The 21,373-nt window shown below is 73.0% G+C and carries 21 protein-coding genes; 13 read left to right on the forward strand and 8 right to left on the reverse strand.

What is annotated here, in order from left to right:
• Positions 1–214: 214 nt before the first annotated feature.
• Positions 215–844, reverse strand: coding sequence for a TetR family transcriptional regulator (locus AB0B01_RS16050; RefSeq protein ID WP_361718409.1), 630 nt, complete (start codon positions 842–844; stop codon positions 215–217).
• Between the two features lie 238 nt (positions 845–1,082).
• Between AB0B01_RS16050 and AB0B01_RS16055 the strand changes: the two genes are divergently transcribed.
• The 3 genes from AB0B01_RS16055 (at position 1,083) to AB0B01_RS16065 (ending at position 4,315) form a co-directional block, all read left to right on the forward strand.
• Positions 1,083–2,402 (forward strand): glycosyltransferase family 4 protein, encoded by a 1,320-nt coding sequence (locus AB0B01_RS16055; RefSeq protein ID WP_361718412.1) that lies wholly within the window; start codon positions 1,083–1,085, stop codon positions 2,400–2,402.
• Between the two features lie 87 nt (positions 2,403–2,489).
• Positions 2,490–3,224 carry a class I SAM-dependent methyltransferase gene (locus AB0B01_RS16060; RefSeq protein WP_356853662.1) on the forward strand — a complete coding sequence of 245 codons (735 nt, stop codon included), beginning with the start codon at positions 2,490–2,492 and terminating at the stop codon, positions 3,222–3,224.
• Positions 3,221–4,315 (forward strand): prenyltransferase, encoded by a 1,095-nt coding sequence (locus tag AB0B01_RS16065; protein WP_361718415.1) that lies wholly within the window; start codon positions 3,221–3,223, stop codon positions 4,313–4,315. Before AB0B01_RS16060 ends, AB0B01_RS16065 begins: the two co-directional genes overlap by 4 nt.
• Positions 4,316–4,382: 67 nt before the next feature.
• Here AB0B01_RS16065 and AB0B01_RS16070 read toward each other — a convergent pair whose 3' ends face one another.
• On the reverse strand, positions 4,383–4,685 hold the full coding sequence (locus AB0B01_RS16070) for a hypothetical protein (protein WP_361718418.1): 303 nt from the start codon (positions 4,683–4,685) through the stop codon (positions 4,383–4,385).
• Between the two features lie 118 nt (positions 4,686–4,803).
• Between AB0B01_RS16070 and AB0B01_RS16075 the strand changes: the two genes are divergently transcribed.
• Both AB0B01_RS16075 and AB0B01_RS16080 read left to right on the forward strand, forming a co-directional pair.
• Positions 4,804–5,433: a hypothetical protein gene (locus tag AB0B01_RS16075; RefSeq protein ID WP_361718643.1), complete on the forward strand. Its 630-nt coding sequence runs from the start codon at positions 4,804–4,806 to the stop codon at positions 5,431–5,433.
• A 25-nt stretch (positions 5,434–5,458) separates the two neighbouring features.
• On the forward strand, positions 5,459–5,887 hold the full coding sequence (locus AB0B01_RS16080) for a hypothetical protein (protein ID WP_361718421.1): 429 nt from the start codon (positions 5,459–5,461) through the stop codon (positions 5,885–5,887).
• Here AB0B01_RS16080 and AB0B01_RS16085 read toward each other — a convergent pair.
• The 4 genes from AB0B01_RS16085 to AB0B01_RS16100 all read right to left on the reverse strand — a co-directional run bounded on the left by AB0B01_RS16085 (position 5,884) and on the right by AB0B01_RS16100 (position 9,635).
• Positions 5,884–6,894, reverse strand: a complete 1,011-nt coding sequence (locus tag AB0B01_RS16085) for an LLM class F420-dependent oxidoreductase (protein ID WP_361718424.1) — start codon at positions 6,892–6,894, stop codon at positions 5,884–5,886. The two genes, AB0B01_RS16080 and AB0B01_RS16085, sit on opposite strands and share 4 nt — an antisense overlap.
• Before the next feature lie 153 nt (positions 6,895–7,047).
• Complete coding sequence (locus tag AB0B01_RS16090) at positions 7,048–7,839, reverse strand: hypothetical protein (RefSeq protein ID WP_361718427.1); 792 nt, start codon at positions 7,837–7,839, stop codon at positions 7,048–7,050.
• 134 nt (positions 7,840–7,973) lie between these two features.
• The gene (locus tag AB0B01_RS16095; protein ID WP_361718430.1) at positions 7,974–8,897 is read right to left on the reverse strand and encodes an N-acetylmuramoyl-L-alanine amidase; all 924 of its coding nucleotides are present in this window, start codon (positions 8,895–8,897) and stop codon (positions 7,974–7,976) included.
• Between the two features lie 96 nt (positions 8,898–8,993).
• Complete coding sequence (locus tag AB0B01_RS16100) at positions 8,994–9,635, reverse strand: class I SAM-dependent methyltransferase (protein ID WP_361718433.1); 642 nt, start codon at positions 9,633–9,635, stop codon at positions 8,994–8,996.
• A gap of 294 nt (positions 9,636–9,929) precedes the next feature.
• Here AB0B01_RS16100 and AB0B01_RS16105 point away from each other — a divergent pair, with 294 nt between their 5' ends.
• Genes AB0B01_RS16105 through AB0B01_RS16115 form a run of 3 tightly spaced genes read left to right on the forward strand, consistent with a single transcriptional unit; the run spans position 9,930 to position 12,584 of the window.
• Entirely contained in the window at positions 9,930–10,778 is an 849-nt protein-coding gene (locus AB0B01_RS16105) for a helix-turn-helix transcriptional regulator (RefSeq protein ID WP_361718436.1), read from the forward strand.
• On the forward strand, positions 10,756–10,926 hold the full coding sequence (locus tag AB0B01_RS16110) for a DUF397 domain-containing protein (protein ID WP_361718439.1): 171 nt from the start codon (positions 10,756–10,758) through the stop codon (positions 10,924–10,926). Before AB0B01_RS16105 ends, AB0B01_RS16110 begins: the two co-directional genes overlap by 23 nt.
• Positions 10,927–10,928: 2 nt before the next feature.
• The gene (locus tag AB0B01_RS16115) at positions 10,929–12,584 is read left to right on the forward strand and encodes a serine/threonine-protein kinase (RefSeq protein ID WP_361718442.1); all 1,656 of its coding nucleotides are present in this window, start codon (positions 10,929–10,931) and stop codon (positions 12,582–12,584) included.
• Between the two features lie 19 nt (positions 12,585–12,603).
• Here AB0B01_RS16115 and AB0B01_RS16120 read toward each other — a convergent pair whose 3' ends face one another.
• Entirely contained in the window at positions 12,604–13,650 is a 1,047-nt protein-coding gene (locus AB0B01_RS16120; RefSeq protein WP_361718445.1) for a polyprenyl synthetase family protein, read from the reverse strand.
• Positions 13,651–13,859: 209 nt separating this feature from the next.
• Between AB0B01_RS16120 and AB0B01_RS16125 the strand changes: the two genes are divergently transcribed.
• The gene (locus tag AB0B01_RS16125; RefSeq protein WP_361718448.1) at positions 13,860–16,010 is read left to right on the forward strand and encodes an acyl-CoA dehydrogenase; all 2,151 of its coding nucleotides are present in this window, start codon (positions 13,860–13,862) and stop codon (positions 16,008–16,010) included.
• A 28-nt stretch (positions 16,011–16,038) separates the two neighbouring features.
• Positions 16,039–17,229 carry a lipid-transfer protein gene (locus tag AB0B01_RS16130; protein WP_361718451.1) on the forward strand — a complete coding sequence of 397 codons (1,191 nt, stop codon included), beginning with the start codon at positions 16,039–16,041 and terminating at the stop codon, positions 17,227–17,229.
• A 631-nt stretch (positions 17,230–17,860) separates the two neighbouring features.
• Here the strand turns inward: AB0B01_RS16130 and AB0B01_RS16135 are convergent.
• Positions 17,861–18,214, reverse strand: coding sequence for a DNA-binding response regulator (locus AB0B01_RS16135; RefSeq protein WP_361718646.1), 354 nt, complete (start codon positions 18,212–18,214; stop codon positions 17,861–17,863).
• Positions 18,215–18,421: 207 nt separating this feature from the next.
• Between AB0B01_RS16135 and AB0B01_RS16140 the strand changes: the two genes are divergently transcribed.
• From AB0B01_RS16140 to AB0B01_RS16150, 3 genes are read left to right on the forward strand one after another with little or no spacing between them, the layout of a single operon-like run.
• On the forward strand, positions 18,422–19,276 hold the full coding sequence (locus AB0B01_RS16140; protein WP_361718454.1) for a MaoC/PaaZ C-terminal domain-containing protein: 855 nt from the start codon (positions 18,422–18,424) through the stop codon (positions 19,274–19,276).
• Between the two features lie 22 nt (positions 19,277–19,298).
• A complete protein-coding gene (locus AB0B01_RS16145; protein ID WP_361718457.1) occupies positions 19,299–20,375 on the forward strand; it encodes a Zn-dependent alcohol dehydrogenase in 1,077 nt (358 codons plus the stop codon).
• A 14-nt stretch (positions 20,376–20,389) separates the two neighbouring features.
• Complete coding sequence (locus AB0B01_RS16150; protein WP_361718460.1) at positions 20,390–21,331, forward strand: 3-oxoacyl-ACP reductase; 942 nt, start codon at positions 20,390–20,392, stop codon at positions 21,329–21,331.
• Positions 21,332–21,373 lie beyond the last annotated feature (42 nt).

Below are 21,373 nucleotides of genomic sequence, written 5' to 3' on the forward strand. Positions count from 1 at the left end.
CCGGGCGCACAGGGGGGGCCCACGGCCACCCCGACGCCCCCCGCCGACGGAGCGCCCTTGACGGCCCGGACCGACACGGAAGGACAGTCGACTGACGGGACGCCCCCGGACTCCCTCCGACCCCGGGTGCGGGCATCCCGACCACCGAAGCCCCCGCCCTGCCTTCCGGCACCGCATGCGGGGATCCCGTCTCCGCCCCACCCCACCCGTCGGTTCAGGCCGTTTCTCGGGGTGGGGACGTGAGGTCGATGAGGCGGCAGACCGTTTCGATGTCGATCTTGACTTGGGCGATGGACGCGCGGCCCGAGAGCCAGGTGATCAGTGCCGAGTGCCAGGTGTGTTCGATCACCCGGACCGCCGAGAGCTGTTCCGCCGTGGGCGGGGCGTCCAGGCCCATGGCGTCCAGGATGATGGCCGTGGTCAGGCGCGACACCGTGTCCACCTCGGGGCTCACGCTGCGGTCCGCGAAGGTCAGGGCGCGGACCATCGCGTCGGCGAGGTGCGGTTCGCGCTGCAGCGCGCGGAACGCGCGCATCAGCGTTTCCGCGACCCGGGCCGCCGGGTCCTCCGCCGCCGGGGGCCGCTTGCGCAGGGTGGTGTGCATGTGCTGGAGCTGGTCCTGCATGGTGGCGACGAGCAGGTGCACCTTGGACGGGAAGTAGCGGTACAGGGTGCCCAGGGCGACGCCGGCCGCCTCGGCGACCTCCCGCATCTGGACGGCGTCGAAACCGCCCCGCCCGGCCAGCTGGGCGCTGGCGTGCAGGATCCGGCGCCGCCGCGCCTCCTGGCGCTCCGTCAGGGGAGGGGACGTCGGCGTGGTGACGGCCTTCGCTTCCGCTGTCATGTGCCCCGTTCCATGCGTTCCGTGTCGTGGCGGTGCTGCTTCCCGGGCCGCTCCGAGCTTGATCCCGGCCCAGCATGGCAGGCGCCGCGGCCGTGGCGCGAATCACCTGCTCCACCTCTTACGGTGTAGTTTCCGGCCGGTAGATTCAATGGTCATCAACGGATCAAGTCTGAAACTTGTTCTACATTATCCGAGCGGTTACGCTCCGGCGAAAAGTGCAGGGAGAAGGGGGCCGAGAGTGACCGCTGAGGCCATGGTGACGAGCCCTTTCGCGGGGGCCGCCACCGACGGCGACCGCCCGCTGCGCATCGCGCTCCTCACGTATAAGGGGAACCCGTTCTGCGGCGGCCAGGGCGTGTACGTCCGGCACCTCTCGCGCGAGCTCGTCCGGCTCGGGCACTCCGTCGAGGTCATCGGCGCGCAGCCGTACCCCGTCCTCGACACCGGCGCCACGCTCACCGAGCTGCCGAGTCTGGACCTCTACCGCCAGCCCGATCCGTTCCGCACCCCGAAGCGCGACGAGTACCGGGACTGGATCGACGCCCTTGAGGTCGCCACGATGTGGACCGGAGGGTTCCCCGAGCCGCTGACCTTCTCGCTGCGGGCCCGCCGGCACCTGGCGGCCCGCGCGGGCCAGTTCGACGTGGTCCACGACAACCAGACCCTCGGCTACGGACTGCTCGCCGACCTCGGCGCCCCGCTGGTCACCACCATCCACCACCCCATCACCGTCGACCGCCGCCTCGACCTCGACGCCGCGAAGGACCGCAAGAAGCGGGTCTCCGTCCGGCGTTGGTACGCCTTCACGCGCATGCAGGGGCGGGTCGCCCGCCGGCTGCCGTCCGTGCTGACGGTCTCCGGGTCCTCCAAGCAGGAGATCGCCGAGCACCTGGGCGTGCGCGACGAGCGCATCCACGTCGTGCACATCGGCGCCGACACCGACCTGTGGTCGCCGGACCCGTCCGTCGCCGAGGTGCCGGGGCGGATCGTGACCACCTCCAGCGCCGACGTCCCGCTGAAGGGGCTCGTGCACCTCGTCGAGGCGCTCGCGAAGCTGCGGACCGAGCAGCCCGACGCCCACCTGGTCGTGGTCGGCAAGCGCGCCGAGGAGGGACCGGTGGCCAAGGCCATCGAGTCGTACGGGCTCCAGGACGCGGTCCGCTTCGTCAAGGGCATCACCGACGCCGAGCTCGTCGACCTCGTGCGCAGCGCCCAGGTCGCCTGTGTGCCCTCGCTGTACGAGGGGTTCTCGCTGCCCGCCGCCGAGGCCATGGCCACCGGCACGCCGCTGGTCGCCACCACCGGCGGCGCCATCCCCGAGGTCTCCGGGCCCGACGGGGAGACCTGCCTCGCGGTGCCGCCGGGCGATGCCGGGGCGCTGGCCGCCGCGCTGGGCCGGATGCTGGGCGACCCGCTGCTGCGGGCCCGCCTGGGCGCCGCCGGGCGGGAGCGGGTACTGGCCCGCTTCACGTGGGCCAGAGCCGCCGAGGGCACCGCCGCGCACTACCGCGCGGCCATCGCGCAGCAGGCGGCCGCCCGCAGCCGCCGCGTGCGGTGACGCTCCGCTCCGACCACCCCCCGCACCCCTCTTCTTCCACCTCCCGTACTCCCCCCTCCACCCCCGCGACTGCGAAGGCAGGACCCCGTGCTGACCGTCGATTTCTCCCGGTTCCCGCTCGCCGCAGGCGACCGCGTACTCGACCTGGGCTGCGGCGCAGGCCGGCACGCCTTCGAGTGCTACCGGCGCGGCGCCCAGGTCGTCGCGGTCGACCGCAACGGCGAGGAGATCCGCGAGGTCGCCAAGTGGTTCGCCGCGATGAAGGAAGCCGGCGAGGCCCCGGCCGGCGCCACCGCCACCGCCATGGAGGGTGACGCGCTGGCCCTGCCCTTCCCCGACGAGTCCTTCGACGTGGTCATCATCTCCGAGGTGATGGAGCACATCCACGACGACAAGGGCGTGCTCGCGGAGATGGTCCGCGTCCTCAAGCCGGGCGGCCGCATCGCGATCACCGTGCCGCGCTACGGCCCGGAGAAGATCTGCTGGGCGCTGAGCGACGCGTACCACGAGGTCGAGGGCGGCCACATCCGCATCTACAAGGCGGACGAGCTGCTCGGCAAGATGAAGGCCGCGGGCCTGCGCCCGTACGGCACGCACCACGCGCACGGGCTGCACTCGCCGTACTGGTGGCTCAAGTGCGCCTTCGGCGTCGACAACGACAAGGCGCTGCCGGTGCGCGCGTACCACAAGCTGCTGGTCTGGGACATCATGAAGAAGCCCCTCGCCACGCGGCTGGCGGAGCAGGCGCTCAACCCGGTGATCGGCAAGAGCTTCGTGGCGTACGCGACCAAGCCGCACCTTCCCGTCGGCGCGGCGCAGTGAGTTCGCCCGGGCGTACGGAACGCCTGATCCTGGACGGCGTCCTGACCGCCGAGGAGGCCGCCGCGACGGTGGCCGGGATCCTCGCGGCGCAGCGCTCCGACGGGGCCATACCGTGGTTCCGGGGCCACCACCTGGACCCGTGGGACCACACCGAGGCCGCGATGGCGCTGGACGCGGCGGGCGAGCACGAGGCGGCGGAGCGGGCGTACGAATGGCTGGCCCGGCACCAGAACCCGGACGGCTCCTGGTACGCGGCCTATGCCGACCGGCCGGAGGGGGTGGACACCGCCGAGCCGCAGGATGCGAGCCGGGAGAGCAACTTCGTCGCGTACATCGCGGTCGGGGTCTGGCACCACTACCTGGCCACCGGTGACGATCCGTTCCTGGACCGCATGTGGCCGACCGTCTACGCGGCGATCGAGTTCGTCCTCGCCCTGCAGCAGCCCGGCGGCGAGATCGGCTGGAAGCGGGAGGCGGACGGCACCGCGGTCACAGACGCCCTGCTGACCGGTTCCTCGTCGATCCACCAGGCCCTGCGGTGCGCGCTGGCGATCGCCGAGCACCGCGAGGAGCCGCAGCCGGACTGGGAGCTGGCGGCGGGCGCGCTGGGGCACGCGATACGGCGGCACCCGGAGCGCTTCCTGGACAAGTCCCGGTACTCGATGGACTGGTACTACCCGGTGCTGGGCGGGGCGCTGTCCGGCGCGGAGGCGAAGGCGCGGATCGACGGGCGGTGGGAGGAGTTCGTGGTTCCCGGGCTCGGGGTGCGGTGCGTGCTGCCGAACCCGTGGGTGACGGGCGGCGAGTCCTGCGAGCTGGCGCTCGCGCTGTGGGCGGTGGGGGAGTCGGACCGGGCGCTGGACGTGCTGCGGTCGATCACGCACCTGCGGGCCGAGAACGGCATGTACTGGACGGGGTACGTCTTCGAGGACAAGGCGGTGTGGCCCGTGGAGCAGACGACGTGGACCGCCGGTTCGCTGCTGCTGGCCGTGGCCGCGCTGGGCGGGGACGAGGCCACCGGGGCGGTGTTCGGGGCGCAGGCCCTGCCGTCCGGGCTGGAGCCGGACTGCTGCGCCGTCCCGGGGGCGTAGGGCCCGCCTTCCGGATCATGTTCGGGCAGGCCGCCGGGGACGGCGGCCTGCCCGCGTTCCGCGGTGGTCAGCGGCGGTGGAGCCAGCCCGCCACCAGGTGTCCGACGAACAGGTAGACCACGGCCGCCAGGCCGTAGCCGACGACCACCTGGACCCATTCGGTGCTGAAGGTGAACAGGTCGTAGGACCAGGTCGCCAGCCAGGTCGCGGCGTCGTGGACGAAGTCCACCAGGCCGTTGGACCGGTTGGCGTCCAGCAGGTACAGCACGATCCACAGGACGATCACGAAGGCCAGTACGTCCGCGACCAAGGCGACGCCCCGGGCGGCCTGGCCGCTTCCTCTGGCGTGTACTCGGGTGTGTGTGCGCATGTCACGCGTCTTGCCGCGCCGGTGCGCCGCAAACCCGAACGGGTCCCCCAAGTGGCGCAGTTTCGGGCCGGGGGTGAGGCTGCGATGGACACCTCACTCCCCGGAGGAAACCGTGTCCATACCCAGAACCGTACGTGTCCGTCGCGCCCTCACGGCGCTGCTCCTGTCCACCGCGCTGGTCGCCGGTGGCACCGGCTGCGGCGGCGGCTCCGGTGACCGGAGCAGCCGCGAGGACGTCTCCCAGTCCGTGACCGCGTCCGAGGAGGCCGTTGCCCTCCGGATCGCGGCCGAGGAGGCCGAAGCCCGGGCGGCCGAGCCCACGCCGAGCACGTCCGCCGAGCGGCAGAAGTTCGCCAAGACGCGGTTCGTCGCCAACGCGGGCCTTGCGGCCGGTGCGACGTACCAGTGGATCATCAAGCCGTACAAGGCGGGCAAGTTCAAGAAGGGGGCGAAGGGCCGTACCTTCGCGCTCATCAAGGCGGGCCTCGCAGGGGCCTTCGCCTACAACCGGCTGAAGGCGGCCGCCGCCAACGCCAAGGCCGATCCGCTGCTCTCGAAGGCGGTGGCCCCGCTGACGGCGGGCATCGAATCGCTGAAGGGCCTCGGCAGCAAACTGCGCAAGGGTGACGCGAACGACGCGGACATCACCTCCTTCGACGACGTCATCAGCGGCGTCAAGGACGCCGGCAAGAGCGCGGGCGCCGAGGTGACCGACAAGGTGCCGAGCGCCTCCCAGCTGGGCGGATAGCCCGGGCGGCCTGTTCAATGGTCGCGTGAGCGAGTTCGGAGTCATGTGTGCGGCCGCCGCCTTGGCGGCCGGGGCCGGGTGGTTCGTGCGCCGTCGACACGGGCGGCGCACGGCCACCGGGCCCGTTTCCGGGATCCCGTGCATGGTGCGGCAGCCGGCCGGGGAGGGCCGCTGGCGGGCCGGGCGGGTGTACGAGGGCCCCGGCGGGGCCCGGTGGGTTCCGGGGCGCGGCGCGCCGGTGCCGCTGCCGCAGGGCCGGGCCACGGCGGTGCGGGCGCCGTCGGTGTGGGAGGGGATGTCCATCAATCCCGGCTCGCGGATCGTGACCTGTGTGTACGGGGACGGCGCGAGCATGGAGATCGCGGTCATGCCGCTGGACCTGCGGGAGCTGCTGGCGGCCGTACCGCAGGAGGAGCGGGAAGGCGCCGTAACCCCGTCCGACCCGGAGTCCTAGGCGTTGAGCTCCGCCAGGACGCGCAGGGTGTGCGGGTCGGGGGCGGTGACGAGCAGGTCCGTGACCGGGCCCTTGCGCCAGAGCTCCAGGCGTTCGGCGATGCGTTCGCGGGGGCCGACCAGGGAGATCTCGTCGGCGAAGGCGTCCGGGACGGCGAGGACGGCCTCCTCCTTGCGGCCGGCGAGGAACAGTTCCTGGATGCGGCGCGCCTCCTCCTCGTAACCCATGCGGGCCATCAGGTCGGCGTGGAAGTTGCGGGCGGCGTGGCCCATGCCGCCGATGTAGAAGCCGAGCATCACCTTGACCGGGAGCAGGCCCTCGGCGACGTCGTCGCAGACCTTGGCCCGGGCCATCGGGGCGATCATGAAACCCTCGGGGAGGCCGGTCAGGGCGGCCTGGTAGACGTCGGTGCGCATCGGTGACCAGTACAGGGGGAGCCAGCCGTCGGCGATGCGGGTGGTCTGGGCGATGTTCTTCGGCCCTTCGGCGCCGAGCAGGAGGGGCAGGTCCGCGCGCAGCGGGTGGGTGATGGGCTTGAGCGGTTTGCCGATTCCGGTGCCGTCCTCGCCGCGGTAGGGGTGGCTGTGGAAGCGCCCGTCGAGCGTCACGGGGGCTTCGCGGCGCAGTACTTGGCGGATGACGTCGACATACTCGCGGGTGGCGGTGAGCGGGCTCGCGGGGAACGGGCGCCCGTACCAGCCCTCCACCACCTGTGGGCCGGACAGCCCGAGGCCCAGCATCATGCGGCCGCCCGAGAGGTGGTCGAGGGTGAGGGCGTGCATGGCGGTGGCGGTGGGGGTGCGGGCGGCCATCTGCGCGATGGCGGTGCCCAGGCGGATCCGCGAGGTGTGCGCGGCGATCCAGGTGAGCGGGGTGAAGGCGTCGGAGCCCCAGGCCTCGGCGGTCCACACGGAGTCGTAGCCGAGGCGTTCCGCCTCGGTGGCGAGGTCGAGGTGGCCGGGGTGGGGGCCGCGGCCCCAGTAGCCGAGTGCGAGTCCGAGGCGCATGGGCGGTCCCCTCCGCGATGCCGTGAGCCGTACCTGACGAGCCGTCAGGTGACTGTAGGGCACCGGTCCCCGCGCCGGGAAGGGCGAACGGCGCGGGAAGGCGAACGGCCCCCGCCTCGCAGGGAGGCGGGGGCCGTTCGGGCGCGGGCGGGATCAGCCGCGCTGGATGCCCGAGGTGTCGTTCAGGACGCCGCGGCGGCCGTCCTGGGTCTGGGCGATCAGCGTGGACGGACCGCGCTGGTCGACGGCCAGGTACCAGGTGCCCGGGGCGAGTTCGGCGATCGGGGTCGGGGAGCCGTCCTCACCGAAGAGGGGACGGGCCACCGGCACCGCGAACCAGAACGGGGTGAAGTCCGCCGCCGGGGCGGGCGCCGCGTCCTGCGGGCCCGGAGCCGGGGTGCCGCCGCCGTACGGCGGGGTCGGCTGCGGGGTGGTGCCGTACGGCTGGGGCTGCTGGCCGCCGGGGTAGCCGTAGCCGGTGCCGGGCTGGCCCCCGTACGGCGTGGCGGCGGGCTTCGGCTCGGGGACCAGCTGGCCGGCGAGCGCCGGGACCTTCGCGCCGGCGACGGCCACCCCGGCCAGCGCGAGGGTGGCGAGGAACGCGAGGATGCAGCCGGCGCCGAGGTCGGCGCCGCTCGGGCTGGTGATCATCGACCACAGGGCCGACCAGGCGGCCGCCACCGCGAGCACCGTCCCCCACGCCGACAGCGGCAGCCCCGCGAGCTTGGGGCCTTCCGGCTTGAACCGGGCCGCGATCAGCAGACCGGCAGCGATGAAGCCGAGCAGGAAGATCGTGGGAAGCGCCAGACGGTAGACGTCGGTGTCCCACGCGCTCGGCATGTCGATGCCGGTCGCGGAGTAGAAATCGAGGAACGAGGCGATGAACAGCAGCGCCGCTGCTCCGATCACCACGCCGTCGCCTCGAGTGAGGGAGCGGATGTTCACGTCTTAGGTGTCCTTCTCGGTCTCGGTCGTCTCGTGGTGCCGCGGTCGCACGTGCAGGAGCGGGGCGGGCGGGACCATGGTACGGAGGTTCCCCGCGGCCGAGATGATCGGGGCGGCAGGCTGTCCCAGGGGGACTACCCGCCCAAGAAGCCTACGATGCCGTCCGCGATGCCCTGGGCCGCCTTCTGCCGCCACTCCGGACTCGTCAGCAGCGCCGCGTCCTTGGAGTCACGCATGTTGCCGCATTCGACGAACACCTTGGGCCGGGTCGAGAGATTGAGTCCGCCGAGGTCGTCGCGGACGACCAAACCGGTACCGCCGCCGAGGTAGTTGGCGGGTGAGGTTCCGGTGGTCCGGGCGAAGTTCGCGGCGATCCGCTCGCCGAGCACCCGGGACGGTCCGACGATGTCCGCGGTGTCCGCGGCGCCGGCCTTGACCTTGGCGGGGAGGATGACGTGGTAGCCGCGGCTGCCCTCGGAGACCCCGTCCGCGTGGACGGAGACCACGGCGTCGGCCTTCGCCTCGTTGCCGATGCGCGCGCGTTCGGTGATGCAGGGGCCCCAGGGGCGCTCGCCGTCATGGGTGAACACCACCTTGAGGCCCTTGGCCTCCAGGGCGGTGCGCAGCCTGCGTGAGACGTCGAGGGTGAACTCGGCTTCCTTGTAGCCGGAGTTGGTCGAGGTACCGGTGGCGTCGCACTCCTTGCGGTTGGTGCCGATGTCCACCAGCTGGTTGATTTCCTTGCTGTGCTGGAAGTTGCCGGTGTTGTGACCGGGGTCGACGACCACGGTCCGGCCGGCGAGCGGGTTCTTGGCGGAGGGGCTCGGCATGGTGCTCGGGCCCTCCGTGGGGGTGGCGGCCGGCATCACGATCCGGGGCGGCCGCGCGTCGTCCGCGCCCGCTCCGGTGGTGACCTGGACGAGGACCCAGCCTGCGAGCAGGGTCGGAGCGAGCACGGCGGTCCCGACGGCGAACGCGGAGCGGCGTGCGAACCATCGCCGATCCGGGCTGGCCGGGGCGGCGGGCGCGGGCGGTGGGGGGCTGTCGTCGTAGCGCACGCCGCGATGCTATGCCGAGTGCTCGGCGCGGGCGCGGACAGTGGTCCATCCGGGGGCGTGGTGTGCTAATCCGTCGATAAGCCCGCCCCGGAGCGGCTAGAGCCCCGGGCCGGTGCGGCGCAGGACCCGCAGCGAGTCGGTCACGGAGACCTCCTCGAAGGCCCCGGAGGCCAGCGCGCGCAGGTAGATGCGGTACGGGGCCTGCCCGCCGTCGGCCGGGTCGGGGAACACGTCGTGGATGACGAGCGTGCCGCCCTCGGCGAGGTGCGGGACCCACCCCTCGTAGTCGCCGGTGGCGTGCTCGTCGGTGTGGCCGCCGTCGATGAAGACGAAGCCGAGCGGGCCGCCCCAGGCCGCGGCGACCTGCGGGGAGCGGCCCACGATCGCGATGACGTGCTCCTCCAGTCCCGCCTTGTGCAGGGTGCGGCGGAAGGTCGGCAGGGTGTCCATCAGGCCGACCTCGGGGTCCACGACGGACGGGTCGTGGTACTCCCAGCCGGGCTGCTGCTCCTCGCTGCCCCGGTGGTGGTCGACGGTGAGCGCGGCGACCCCCGCCTCGCGGGCGGCGTCGGCCAGCAGGAGCGTGGAGCGCCCGCAGTACGTGCCGACCTCCAGCAGCGGCAGCCCGAGGCGCCCCGCCCCGGCGGCGGCCTCGTACAGCGCGAGCCCCTCGCGTACGGGCATGAACCCCTTGGCGGCCTCGAAGGCGGCGAGTGTCTCGGGCTTGGGGGTGGCCATGGTGCCTCCGGCATGCAGGTGGGGTGGGTGGGCGTGCGGTGTGCGGTGCGCCGCGTGCGGCGTGCGGCCATGCTGCCTTACCGGCTGGTACGGCCCGTGCCCGGGGTGGCAGCGGAACGCGCTGGCGTCCGACCGGGTCGGCAGCGGCGGCCCCGGGGCACGCCGCCCCCGATGATCCCCGCACCGTGTCGCGTAGCCCGTTAGGGGATTCGGGTCACCGGACTGCGGCGGTGTGCCTACGCTCGGCAACGGACCAAACGGACGCCGTACGGCTCGGACTTGGGGTGATCGTTCGTGGGCACCATCCGTGATCTCGATCCCAGCGCCTCCCCGCTGGACTACTACGGCTCGGAACTGCGCCGCCTTCGGGAGGACGCCGGGCTGAAACAGGCAGAGCTCGGGAAGATCGTCTTCTGTACGGGCTCGCTGATCGGCCAGGTCGAGACGACGAGGAGAGTCCCGACCCGGGACTTCTCGGAGCGGGTGGACGCGGCGCTCGGGACGGACGGGACGTTCTCCCGGCTGGTGGGGCTGGTGCTGCGCAGCCAGTTGCCGACGTGGTTCCAGGCGTACGCGGAGATGGAGGCGCGGGCCGCGTACATCTCCACCTTCCAGGCGCAGCTGGTGGATGGTCTGCTGCAGACGGAGGCGTATGCGCGGGCCGTCTTGGGTCTGCGGACCGAAGGGGACCTCGACGCGAAGGTGGCCGCCCGCATCGAGCGGCAGCGGGTACTCGACCGCGAGCACCCGCCCTTGATGTGGGTGGTGATGAGCGAGGCCGTGCTGCACCAGGAGATCGGCGGCCCGGCGGTCATGCGGGACCAGCTCGCCCATCTGCTGGCCCTGCGGAGCCGAGAGTGGGTGCAGGTGCAGATCCTGCCGTTCGAGGCGGGCGCCCACGCGGGGCTGATGGGTTCGTTCAACCTCCTGCGGTTCGACGACGATCCGGACATCGTCTACACCGAGGACTTCGTCCAGGGCCATATGACGGCCAATCCGCAGGCCCTCAGGGAGGGTTCGCTCCGTTACGATCACCTCCAGGCCGCCGCCCTCTCCGTGGAGGACTCGGCGGCGCGGATCGCCCGCGTAATGGAGGAGCGTTATGGACACCATCCAGCACATGACGGGCACGGTGTGGCGTAAGTCCTCGTACAGCGGTGACACCGGCGGCCAGTGCGTCGAGGTCGCCGCCCAGCCCTGCCTGGTCGCGGTGCGGGATTCCAAGAACCCCGACGGGCCCGTCTTCACCGTCAGCCCCGCCGCGTTCTCCGCGTTCGTGAGGACCGTCTAAGGGTGCAGCGCCCAAGGCCCTCCGATCCCGAGCGCGTCGGGCCGTTCCGGACGGTCGGCGTCCTCGGGGAGGGCGGCATGGGCCGCGTGCTGCTGGGGGCCGGGCCGGACGGGCGGCTCGTCGCCGTCAAGCAGGTGCACGAGCAGTTCGCCCACGACGACGGGTTCCGCGCCCGGTTCCGGCGCGAGGTGGAGGCCTCGCGCCGGGTGTCCGGTGCCTACACCGCGGCCGTGATCGACGCGGACGCGGACGCCCCCACGCCCTGGCTCGCCTCCGTGTTCATGGCCGGGCCGTCGCTGGGGGCCGCCGTGGAGACGGTCGGGGTGCTGGACGAGGGGCTCCTGCGCCGCCTCGCGGCGGGGCTCGCCTCGGCGCTGGCGGAGATCCACGGCAGGGGGCTGGTCCACCGGGACCTCAAGCCGGACAACGTGCTGCTCGCCGAGGACGGCGTACGGGTCGTCGACTTCGGCATCGCGCGGGCCGTTGAGGGCCGGGGCAGCACCGGTGTCACCCGGGCCGGCTGGATCGTGGGCTCGCCCGCTTACATGTCCCCGGAACAGGCCGAGAGCAGGGAGCCCACCCGGGCCGGCGACGTGTTCTCGCTGGGCTCGGTGCTGGTGATGGCGGCGACGGGCCGCAGCCCGTTCGCCGCGGCGTCCACCCTCCAGACCCTGTACGACGTGGTGCATGCCGAACCCGATCTCGGCGCCGTCCCGGCCGGGCTGCGGCCCCTGGTCGGGCGGTGCCTGGCCAAGGATCCGGCGGCCCGGCCGACCCCCGCACAGGTGCTGGAGCTGCTCGGTCCGCTCCCGCCGACCGGCCGGCCGTGGCCGCGCGGGGTGTACGGGATGATCGCCGCGCAGCGCAGGGACATCGACCGGCTGCTCGGCGGCGAAGCCCCCGCGCCGGAGCCGGAGCCGGAGCCAGAGCCGGAGCCGGAGCCGGAGCCGGGGCCCGAGCCCGAGCCGGGACCGGAGCCGGAGCCCGAGCGGCCTCGTGAGCCGGGCGCGGAGCCGCAGCCGCCGGACCCTGACCCGCCGACGGCCCGGCGCTCGTGGCGTCGGGCGGGGTGGGCTGCCGCGGCCGTGGTGGTGGCCGGGCTCCTGGGCATCGCCGCGACTTTGTGGCCCGACGGCGGAGGCGGGTCCCCGTCCGCGAAGGGGCGGGCATCCGGGTCCGCGAGCCCGTCGGCGTCCGCGTCCGCCGCCTTCTACGGGTACACGGGGCTGCGCGGCTGCGGGGAGATGGCGAGGTGGCTGCCGCCCGGGCGGACCGTGGCGGAGGACCGCCACGAGAAGACGGCGTACGACGCACAGACGGTCTGCACCTGGCACGCCTCCGGGCCGTCCGCGCCGCCGTCCGAGGTGGTCCGGTGGGACCTGCTGCTGAGCGGCTGGGGCTTGGAGAACGCGGTCGCCGAGCAGCAGCGCCGCTTCCGTGCCGAGTGGGGCGGCAACAGGCGGGAGACCGGCCTGGGTGCCGGCGACGAGGCCTACTGGGTGGACGGCGGATCCTCCACCGCCTGCGCTCTCGCCGTCCGCGACCACAACGTCACCGTCCACGTGAATGTCGCCGCCGACCGGCATCCGGGGGCGTCCTGCGAACAGGACGCCAAGGACCTCGCCCGGACGGCGCTGGCTGCGGCCTGGCAGCGCTGAGCCGCACTCGGCCGCCGTCCTACGCGGAGGCCGGGACCGCCAGGGGGGCCGGCGCCAGGTCCGGGTGGAGGAGCAGCCGGGCCGCGTGGTCGACGAGGTGGTGCAGGCACCGGCGGTACGTGTCGTCGCCGCCGAGCTCGTCGAGGAGGCGGTGGGCCGAGGTGCGGAAGGCGTCGAGGTCGGTGCCGTAGCGGTGGAGGACGTCGGGCGCGAGCAGGAGACGAGCCAGCTCCGACCGGGCCTGTCTGGAATGCCGTGCGGCGGCGCAGCGCCCGAGGAGGTGTTCCCGGCGGCGCGGTGTGGGGGCCTGTTCGAGGGCGCAGCTGAGCAGATAGGTCACGGTGCCGTTGGCGAGGTCTTCGTTGCGGCCGGTGAGGATGTCCTCCTGGTCGTTGAAGAGCTGCCACAGAATTCCGAAGAGATGTCCGAACTCCCGCCACTGCTCCACGCTTTCCTCGGCCGCTCCGGAAAGGATCGCGGCCATGGCCGTGACCATCGCGTAGGGGCCGCCGGATTTGCCGCGATAGGCGGTGACGACGGTGTCGCGGGTGGCGTGTTCGGCGATCCCGTTGATGTCGCCCAGCTGGCCCTCGGTCCCGACGGCCCAGCCGGTGGCGATCTCGGCGGTCAGCCGGAGGCGTACGGCGTCCGGCACCGGCAGCGACTGGACGATGCGGATCGGGAGCACGGTTCCGCTGATCAGGGAGGCGAGCAGGCCCTCGCTCTGGCTGAAGCCGGGAGAGGCGGCGGTGCCGTGGCCGTCGGCCAGGTCGTCGAGGTAGCAGGCGGAGGTCCACCACAGCAGGTGTACGGCGGACAGCGGGAGGGCCGGTTCGAGGCGCCCCGTCTCGGTGGCGTGCACCAGCATCGGGAGGACCGCCAGCGGGTGCCGCATTTTCTGGTGGTGCAGGAGTTTGGTGACGGCGCTTTCCGTGGCGCCGGGCCCGTGTGCGGTGACGGGGGTGTGTGAGGGTAATGCGTCGAGCCGGGCCAGGGCGGCCCTGACCTCCTTCTCGATGCGGTGGGCGAATTGCTCGTTCACGTCGAGATAGGTGAGACATTTCACGGGTGATTTCCGTTCCGTCGGGGGTGGAGGCGGCGCCCAGATTCGATCATTTGGACCGGAGGGGATCCAGAGCGATTTCCGGCCAGCCCTTGGAGGTTCGGCCTCGGTCCGGTTCGGCGGGGTCGTGCATCTGACCTTCCGTCAGAATGGAACGTGTTCTAGTCTGACCGGCGACCGACCGGACCGGGCGACGAGGCGGCAGGATCCGTATGGGCATCGGAATCACGCAGGAACAGAGGGAGTTGGCCCAGGCCGTGCGCGGCTGGGCGGCGCGGGCCATGTCCCCCGAGGAGGTGCGCAAACTGCTCGACACCCCGCCCCGGACCGGAGCGCGGCCCGTGTACTGGGACGGACTGGCCGCCGCCGGGCTGCTCGCCCCCCACCTGGAGGGCGGAAGCCTGCTGGACCTCGCCGTCGTGGCGGAGGAGGCGGGTCGGGCCGGGCTGCCCGGGCCGTACCTGCCCAGCGCGCTCGCCTCCGTCCTGCTCCACCGGGCCGGGGCCGGGGACCTGGCCGCCGCACTGGCCGAGGGCGCCCGTATCGGGGCCGTCGCGCTCGGGCCCGGGGACCTGACGGCCGTCGCCGTCGAGGGCGGCGGGTACCTGCTCGACGGAACCGCGCCGCCGGTGCTCGGCGCCGGGGAGGCCGACCTCGTGCTGCTCGCCGCCGAGGCCGCGCACGGCACGTACTGGTTCGCCGTGGACGCCGCCGCGCTGGAGATCCGTACGCACGAGAGCGCCGACCCCACCCGGCCCACCGCCGAGGTACGGGCGCGCGGGACCGCCGTCGCGCCCGGCCGGCTCCTCGACCTGGACGAGGCCCTGGTCCGGGACCTGGCCTGCGCGCTGTTCGCCGCCGATGCCTGCGGCACCGCCGCCTGGGCGCTGCACACCGCCACCGAGTACGCGAAGGTGCGCGAGCAGTTCGGCCGGCCCATCGGGCAGTTCCAGGCCGTCAAGCACCTGTGCGCCGACATGCTGCTCCGCCTGGAACAGGCCAGGGCCCTGGCCTGGGACGCCGCCCAGGCGATGGACGAGCCCCCGCCGGTGCGCTCGCTGACGGCCGCACTGGCCGCCGCCACCGCGCTCGACGCCGCCTACTCGTGCGCCAAGGACTGCATCCAGGTGCTCGGCGGGATCGGCTTCACCTGGGAGCACGACGCCCACCGCTACCTGCGCCGGGCGCTCGTCGCCAGGCAGCTGCTCGGCCCCGGCGACGCGCACCGCGCCCGGGCCGTGCGGCTCGCGGCGGCCGGAGCCCGGCGGGAGCTGCGGCTCGAACTGCCGGCGGAGGCCGAGGCGTACCGGGCCGGGGCCCGCGCCGCCGTGGCGGAGGCCCGCGGTCTCGACCCGGCCGCCGCCCGGCGGCGCCTCGCGCCCACCGGCTACGCCGCGCCGTACCTCCCGGCGCCCTACGGGCTCGGTGCCGGGGCCGTGGAGCAGCTCGTCGTCCAGCAGGAGCTGGCGGCGGCCGGCGTCAGGCTCGCCGACCTCGGGATCGCCACCTGGGTGGTGCCCTCGCTCCTCGTCTACGGGACGGCGGAGCAGAAGGAGCGCTACCTGCTGCCGACCCTGCGCGGGGACACGACCTGGTGCCAGCTCTTCTCGGAGCCGGACGCGGGCTCGGACCTGGCCTCGCTGCGGACCAGGGCCGAACGGACCGGCGAGGACGGGTCCTGGCGGATCAACGGGCAGAAGGTCTGGACGAGTTCCGCGCAGAGCGCCGACTTCGGGATCCTGCTCGCCCGCACGGACCCCGACGCCCCCAAGCACAAGGGGCTCGGGTACTTCATCGTCGACATGCGGACCCCCGGGATCGAGGTCCGGCCGCTGAAGGAGATCACCGGCGAGGCCCTCTTCAACGAGGTGTACCTCGACGACGTGCTGCTGCCGGCGGACGCCCTGGTCGGCGCCGCCGACGGCGGCTGGAAGGTGGCCCGCAACACCCTCGGGAACGAACGCGTCCACATGGCCGACCAAATGAGCTTCAGCACCGGACTGGAGGCGCTGATCGCGCGGTCCGCGGAGCTCGACGGCGCCTACCGGGCGCGCATCGGGGCGCTCGCCGCCGAGGCGCACGCCCTCGCCTGCATCGGACTGCGCACCACGCTCCAGCAGGTGTCCGGGCTGGAGCCGGGCGCCGGGGCCTCCGTACGCAAGCTCGTCCAGACCCCCCACCAGCAGCGCACCGCCGAGCTCGCCCTCGAACTGCTGGGCCCGGCGGGCGCGGTACGGGAGGGGGCGGGGGAGCAGGCGGTACACGGAATGCTCATGTCCCGCTGCCTGACCATCGCCGGAGGCACCACGCAGGTGCAGCTCAACGTCGTCGCCGAGCGGATCCTCGGCCTTCCCAGGGACTGACCGACCGGAGGAGAGGGAGTTGTCTCGCATGAAGTCGTACATCGTGGGCGTCGGCATGACGAAGTTCGAGAAGCCGGAGTCGAGGGACTGGCAGTACTGGGACATGGCCGAGGAGGCCGGGGCCGCGGCGCTCGCGGACGCGGGCGTGGGCTACGACCTGGTCGAGCAGGTGCCGGTGGGGTACTGCTTCCAGGCCTCCACCGCCGGGCAGCGGGCGGTGTACGAGCTGGGGCTGAGCGGGGTCCCCGTCTACAACGTGAACAACAACTGCGCGACCGGGTCGACGGCGCTGATGCTGGCACGGCAGTTCGTCGAGGGCGGGATCAGCGACTGCGTGCTCGCGCTGGGCTTCGAGAAGATGAAGCGCGGCGCGCTGGGCGGCGGGGCGGACGCGGGCGCGGACTTCAAGACCTCGCCGGTGGCCCGGCACTACGGGATCATGGCGGCGCGGCACGGCTTCGAGATGTCCCCGCCGACCGCGCAGATCTTCGGGAACGCGGCGCGCGAGCACATGGAGCGGTACGGGACCACCGCCGCGCAGCTCGCGGCGGTGGGCGCCAAGAACCACCGGCACTCGGCGAACAACCCGAACGCGCAGTTCCAGGACGTGTACGGGGTCGAGGAGGTCCTCGCCGCGAAGACCATCCACGACCCGCTGACGAAGCTCCAGTGCTCGCCGACGTCGGACGGCGCGGCGGCGGCGGTGGTGGTCTCGGAGCGGTTCCTCGTCCGGCACGGGCTGCACGCGAAGGCGGTCGAGATCGTCGCCCAGGCGATGACCACGGACACGGAGGCGTCGTTCGCGTCGGGGTCCTGCATCGACGTGGTCGGCAAGCCGATGACGACGGCGGCGGCGCGGGCGGTGTACGAGGCGTCGGGGCTCGGCATCGAGGACGTGGACGTCATCGAGCTGCACGACTGCTTCTCCATCAACGAGCTGCTGACGTACGAGGCGCTGGGCATGTGCGGGGAGGGCTCCGCCGGGAAGCTGGTGGAGAGCGGGGCGACGACGTACGGGGGGCGGTGGGTGGTCAACCCGTCCGGCGGGCTGATCTCGAAGGGGCACCCGCTGGGGGCGACGGGGCTGGCGCAGGCCGCGGAGCTGGTGTGGCAGCTGCGGGGCGAGGCGGGGCCTCGCCAGGTGCCGGGGGCGGGGGTGGGCCTCGCCCACAACATCGGGCTGGGCGGGGCGGCGGTGGTGACGCTCTTGCGGCGGTGACGGTGCCCGGCTTCCGGCTTCCGGCTTCCGGCGGCCGGCCGCGGCCGCCGGGGCGCTCCCGCGCGGGGGGCTCGGCCCGGGGGCGGGGGCTTCGCCGGGGTGGTCTCGTTCCGCGGGATCGGGCTTCGCCGGGTGTGGTGTCGCTGCGGGGAGCCTCGGGGGCTGGGGCGGGCTTCGCGGGCTGTGGTGTCGTTGCGGGGGGCCTCGGGGGCCGGGGCGGGCTTTGCCGGGTGTGGTGTCGTTGCTCGGGAGCGTGTGGTGGTGGGGCGGTGCCACTCCGGAAGTTCGTCTCGGCTCGCGGATCCTGGCGGGATCGCGGACTGACTCGGCGGTGACCGCTCATCCTCGACTCACCACCGCAGTGTCCCCACCCCACCCGCCGATGTCTCGGCCCAGCCGCTGCCCCGCAATTCATCCCGAGACACGGGCCCCAAAGTCCATCCCGCCCCAGCCTGGAGGCACGGGCCGACCAATCCAGCCCGTCATGCCTTGAGGCGCGGGCCCGCAAAATCCAGCCCAGCCGGCGTTTGAGGCGCGGGGGTTCGGGGGCCGGCCCCCGCAGCGGCGCCGCTCAGGCGATCGGACCTTCCCGCCCGCGGCGTCGGGCCGAACCGATCCCGGCGGCGGTGGGTCAGGTGAGGGAGGGGTCGATGACCGTTTCGCCTCGGGAGGCTCGGCGGATGGCGTCGGCCAGGTCTTCCAGCGGGCCGTCCCGCAGGACCAGCCCCGCCGCACCGGCGGCGAGCACCGCGTCCCGCAGCCCCGGATGCGCCGAACCCGTCAGCACCAGCACCCTGCACTCCGGATCGTCCGCCAGCAGGCCCGTCACCGACGTGAGCTCCTCGACCAGCGCCACCGCCGGACGGGCCAGTGCCGAGGCCACCACCTCGATGTCGGGCTGGAGGCCCAGCCGGAGCGCCAGCGCCGCGTTCGGCGGGGACAGCAGCACCCGCAGGGACCTGGCGGGGCGGTGGTACACGGGCATTTCGTCCACTCCACCAGCCTAGGCCCGGCGCGTCGAGGAGGCGCTCTGACGCGCAGTCAGGAGTCTTCCCAAGTACCGGGGGGTGCGTTATACATGGCCTCACCGGTTCTAGAACGCGTTCTAGAACCGGCCCGTATGCGACCTCGGTGCGGCCGACGGTGCGGACGGCCGCGCCGAGGTCTTCCACGAACAAGGAGCAGCATCTTCATGCCGATCGATGCCGCCAAGGCCCTCGCCGCCGACCCCCGCCGGGGGGACATCGCCTGGGACCACAAGGACATCCAGCTCTACCACCTCGGCCTCGGCGCAGGCCGTCCCGCCACCGACCCCGACGAGCTGCGCTACACCCTGGAGTCCAAGCTCCACGTGCTCCCCAGCTTCGCGACCGTCGCCGGAGCCGGCATGGCCATGCTGGGCGGCCTCTCCGCACCCGGGATCGACGTGAACCTCGCCGCCGTCCTGCACGGCGGCCACTCCATCGAGCTGCACCGGCCCATCCCCGTCAAGGGGCGGGCCACCACCACCTCCAAGGTCGCCGCCGTCTACGACAAGGGCAAGGCGGCGGTGATCGTCCTCCGCTCGGAGGTCGAGGACGCCGACGGCCCGCTCTGGACCAGCGACGCGCAGATCTTCGTACGGGGAGAAGGCGGCTTCGGCGGCGACCGGGGGCCCTCCGAGCGGATGGAGCCGCCCGAGCGGGCCCCCGACCGGACCGAGGACCGGCCCATCCGCGAGGAGCAGGCGCTGCTGTACCGGCTCTCGGGGGACTGGAACCCGCTGCACGCCGACCCCGAATTCGCCAAGCTTGCCGGCTTCGACCGGCCCATCCTGCACGGCCTGTGCTCGTACGGGATGACCCTCAAGGCCGTCGTCGACACCGTCCTGGACGGTGACGTCTCCCGGGTCCGCGCCTACCGCACGCGCTTCGCCGGGATCGTCTTCCCCGGGGAGACCCTGCGGATCCGGATGTGGCAGGAGCCCGGCCGCGTACAGGTCTCGGTGACCGCCGTCGAACGCGACGAGGCGCCGGTCCTCGCCGACACCGTCGTCGAACACGCGTAACACGACCTCAAGGAGCCGCACCGTGCGCGCAGCACTGCAGAGCGAGATCGGCCAGGACAAGCTGGAAGTCGTCGACGACATGGAGACCGCGGGCTTCGGCCCCGGCAAGGTCCGGATCCGCATCAGGGCGACGGGCCTGTGCCACTCCGACCTGTCCGCGATGAACGGCGTGCTGCCGCAGCCCGCCCCGTTCATCCCCGGCCACGAGGGGTCGGGCGATATCGTCGACGTCGGCGACGGGGTCACCGGGCACGCGATCGGCGACCGGGTCCTCGTCTGCTGGCTGCCGCCCTGCGGGCACTGCCCCGCCTGCAAGCGCGGGCAGGGGCACCTGTGCCTGGAGTCCTTCGGGAACGTGGCCACGCCCAACTTCCGGCGGGCGGGCGGCGACGTCTTCGGCTTCGCCGGCACCGGCACGTTCTCGGAGGAGATGGTGGTGCCCGCCGCGTGCGCCATCCCGATCCCCGACGACCTGCCGTACGACATCGCCGCGCTGATCGGCTGCGGAGTGACCACCGGCCTCGGCGCGGCGATCAACACCGCCAAGGTGGAGGCCGGGTCCTCGGTGGCGGTCATCGGCTGCGGCGGCGTCGGGATCTCCGTCATCCAGGGTGCGAAGGTGCAGGGCGCGGCGCAGATCATCGCCGTGGACCCGGTGGCCTCGCGGCGCGAGGCGGCGCTGCGGTTCGGGGCGACGGAGGCGGTGGCCCCCGAGGCCTTCGCCGACGCCAAGAACCGGATCACGGCCGGCGAGGGCTTCGACTACGTCTTCGAGGTCGTCGGCAAGTCCGCGACGACGCAGACCGCGTACGAGATGACCCGGCGCGGCGGGTCGGTCGTCGTGGTCGGCGCGGGCGCGCTCGACGACACCTACTCGGTCAACATGTTCTCGCTGTTCTTCGACGAGAAGAAGATCCTGCCGTCGATGTACGGGGGCGGGGACGTGCTGCGCTCGTACGAGCGCACCATCGCGCTGTGGCGGGCCGGCCGGGTGGACCTGGCGGGCCTGATCACCCACCGCGTGCAGCTCGCCGAGATCAACGACGCCCTCGACCAGATGCGCACGGGTGTCGCCCTGCGCACCTGCATCGAACTCTGAGAGGAATCCGGTAGATGTCACTGCCACTTGAGGGTCTCAGCGCCATCGTCACCGGCGCGGGCCGGGGACTCGGCCGGGCCGAGGCGATCGAGCTGGCGCGGCTCGGCGCGAGCGTCGTCGTCAACGACTTCGGCCAGAGCGGCCGCGACGGCTCCGGCGAGGCGTCGGCCGCCCCGGCGGAGGAGGTGGCCGCGGAGATCCGCGCGGCGGGCGGGCAGGCGGTGGCGCACCTCGGGGACGTCGCCGACTTCGAGCAGGCGCGCGAGCTGGTCGAGCTGGCGGTGGGCAGCTTCGGGAAGCTCGACGTCCTGGTCAACAACGCGGGCATCCTCCGGGACCGGATGATCTTCTCGATGTCGGAGGAGGAATGGGACTCGGTGATACGGGTCCACCTCAAGGGCCACTTCAACACCACCCACTTCGCCTCCGCGCACTGGCGCGAGCGGTCGAAGGCGGCGGGCGGCCCCGTCTACGGCCGGATCATCAACACCTCCTCCGAGGCCTTCCTTGGCGGCAGCGCCGGCCAGCCGAACTACGCCGCCGCCAAGGGCGGCATCGTGGGGCTGACGACCTCGACGGCGCTGGCCCTGGCCAAGTACGGGGTGACGGCCAACGCCATCTGCCCGCGCGCCCGGACCCGCATGACGGAGGACGTCTTCGCCGGCTTCCAGGTCCCGGAGGAGGGCAAGCTCGACCCGCTGGCCCCCGAGCACGTCTCGCCGCTGGTCGGCTACCTGGCCTCACCGGCCTCGGCGAGGGCCAACGGGCAGCTGTTCGTCGTGCACGGCGGGATCGTGGTCGTGATGGAACGCCCCAAGGTGGCGGCGAAGTTCGACACCTCGAAGGAGGCCTTCTCCTACGAGGAGCTGGACGAGCGCCTCACCCCGCACTACGCCGCCCGCCCGGCGAACGAGACCTTCGCGGCGGCCGAGGTCCTCGGCCTCAAGCACGACTGACCCACCCTGCGGCAGACCTGCGGATCCGGCCCGGCACCGCAA

It is taken from the genome of Streptomyces sp. NPDC044571 (assembly GCF_040647115.1).
In the GTDB taxonomy this organism is placed as follows: Bacteria; Actinomycetota; Actinomycetes; order Streptomycetales; family Streptomycetaceae; genus Streptomyces.

Excerpts from the sequence above, each read along its gene's own strand:
- AB0B01_RS16135 (WP_361718646.1), bottom strand. The coding sequence starts at position 18,214 with ATGCCCGTGTACCACCGCCCCGCCAGGTCCCTGCGGGTGCTGCTGTCC.
- AB0B01_RS16050 (WP_361718409.1), bottom strand. The coding sequence starts at position 844 with ATGACAGCGGAAGCGAAGGCCGTCACCACGCCGACGTCCCCTCCCCTG.
- AB0B01_RS16100 (WP_361718433.1), bottom strand. The coding sequence starts at position 9,635 with ATGGCCACCCCCAAGCCCGAGACACTCGCCGCCTTCGAGGCCGCCAAG.
- AB0B01_RS16085 (WP_361718424.1), bottom strand. The coding sequence starts at position 6,894 with ATGCGCCTCGGACTCGCACTCGGCTACTGGGGCCGCGGCCCCCACCCC.
- AB0B01_RS16125 (WP_361718448.1), top strand. The coding sequence starts at position 13,860 with ATGGGCATCGGAATCACGCAGGAACAGAGGGAGTTGGCCCAGGCCGTG.
- AB0B01_RS16070 (WP_361718418.1), bottom strand. The coding sequence starts at position 4,685 with ATGCGCACACACACCCGAGTACACGCCAGAGGAAGCGGCCAGGCCGCC.
- AB0B01_RS16130 (WP_361718451.1), top strand. The coding sequence starts at position 16,039 with ATGAAGTCGTACATCGTGGGCGTCGGCATGACGAAGTTCGAGAAGCCG.
- AB0B01_RS16140 (WP_361718454.1), top strand. The coding sequence starts at position 18,422 with ATGCCGATCGATGCCGCCAAGGCCCTCGCCGCCGACCCCCGCCGGGGG.
- AB0B01_RS16110 (WP_361718439.1), top strand. The coding sequence starts at position 10,756 with ATGACGGGCACGGTGTGGCGTAAGTCCTCGTACAGCGGTGACACCGGC.
- AB0B01_RS16150 (WP_361718460.1), top strand. The coding sequence starts at position 20,390 with ATGTCACTGCCACTTGAGGGTCTCAGCGCCATCGTCACCGGCGCGGGC.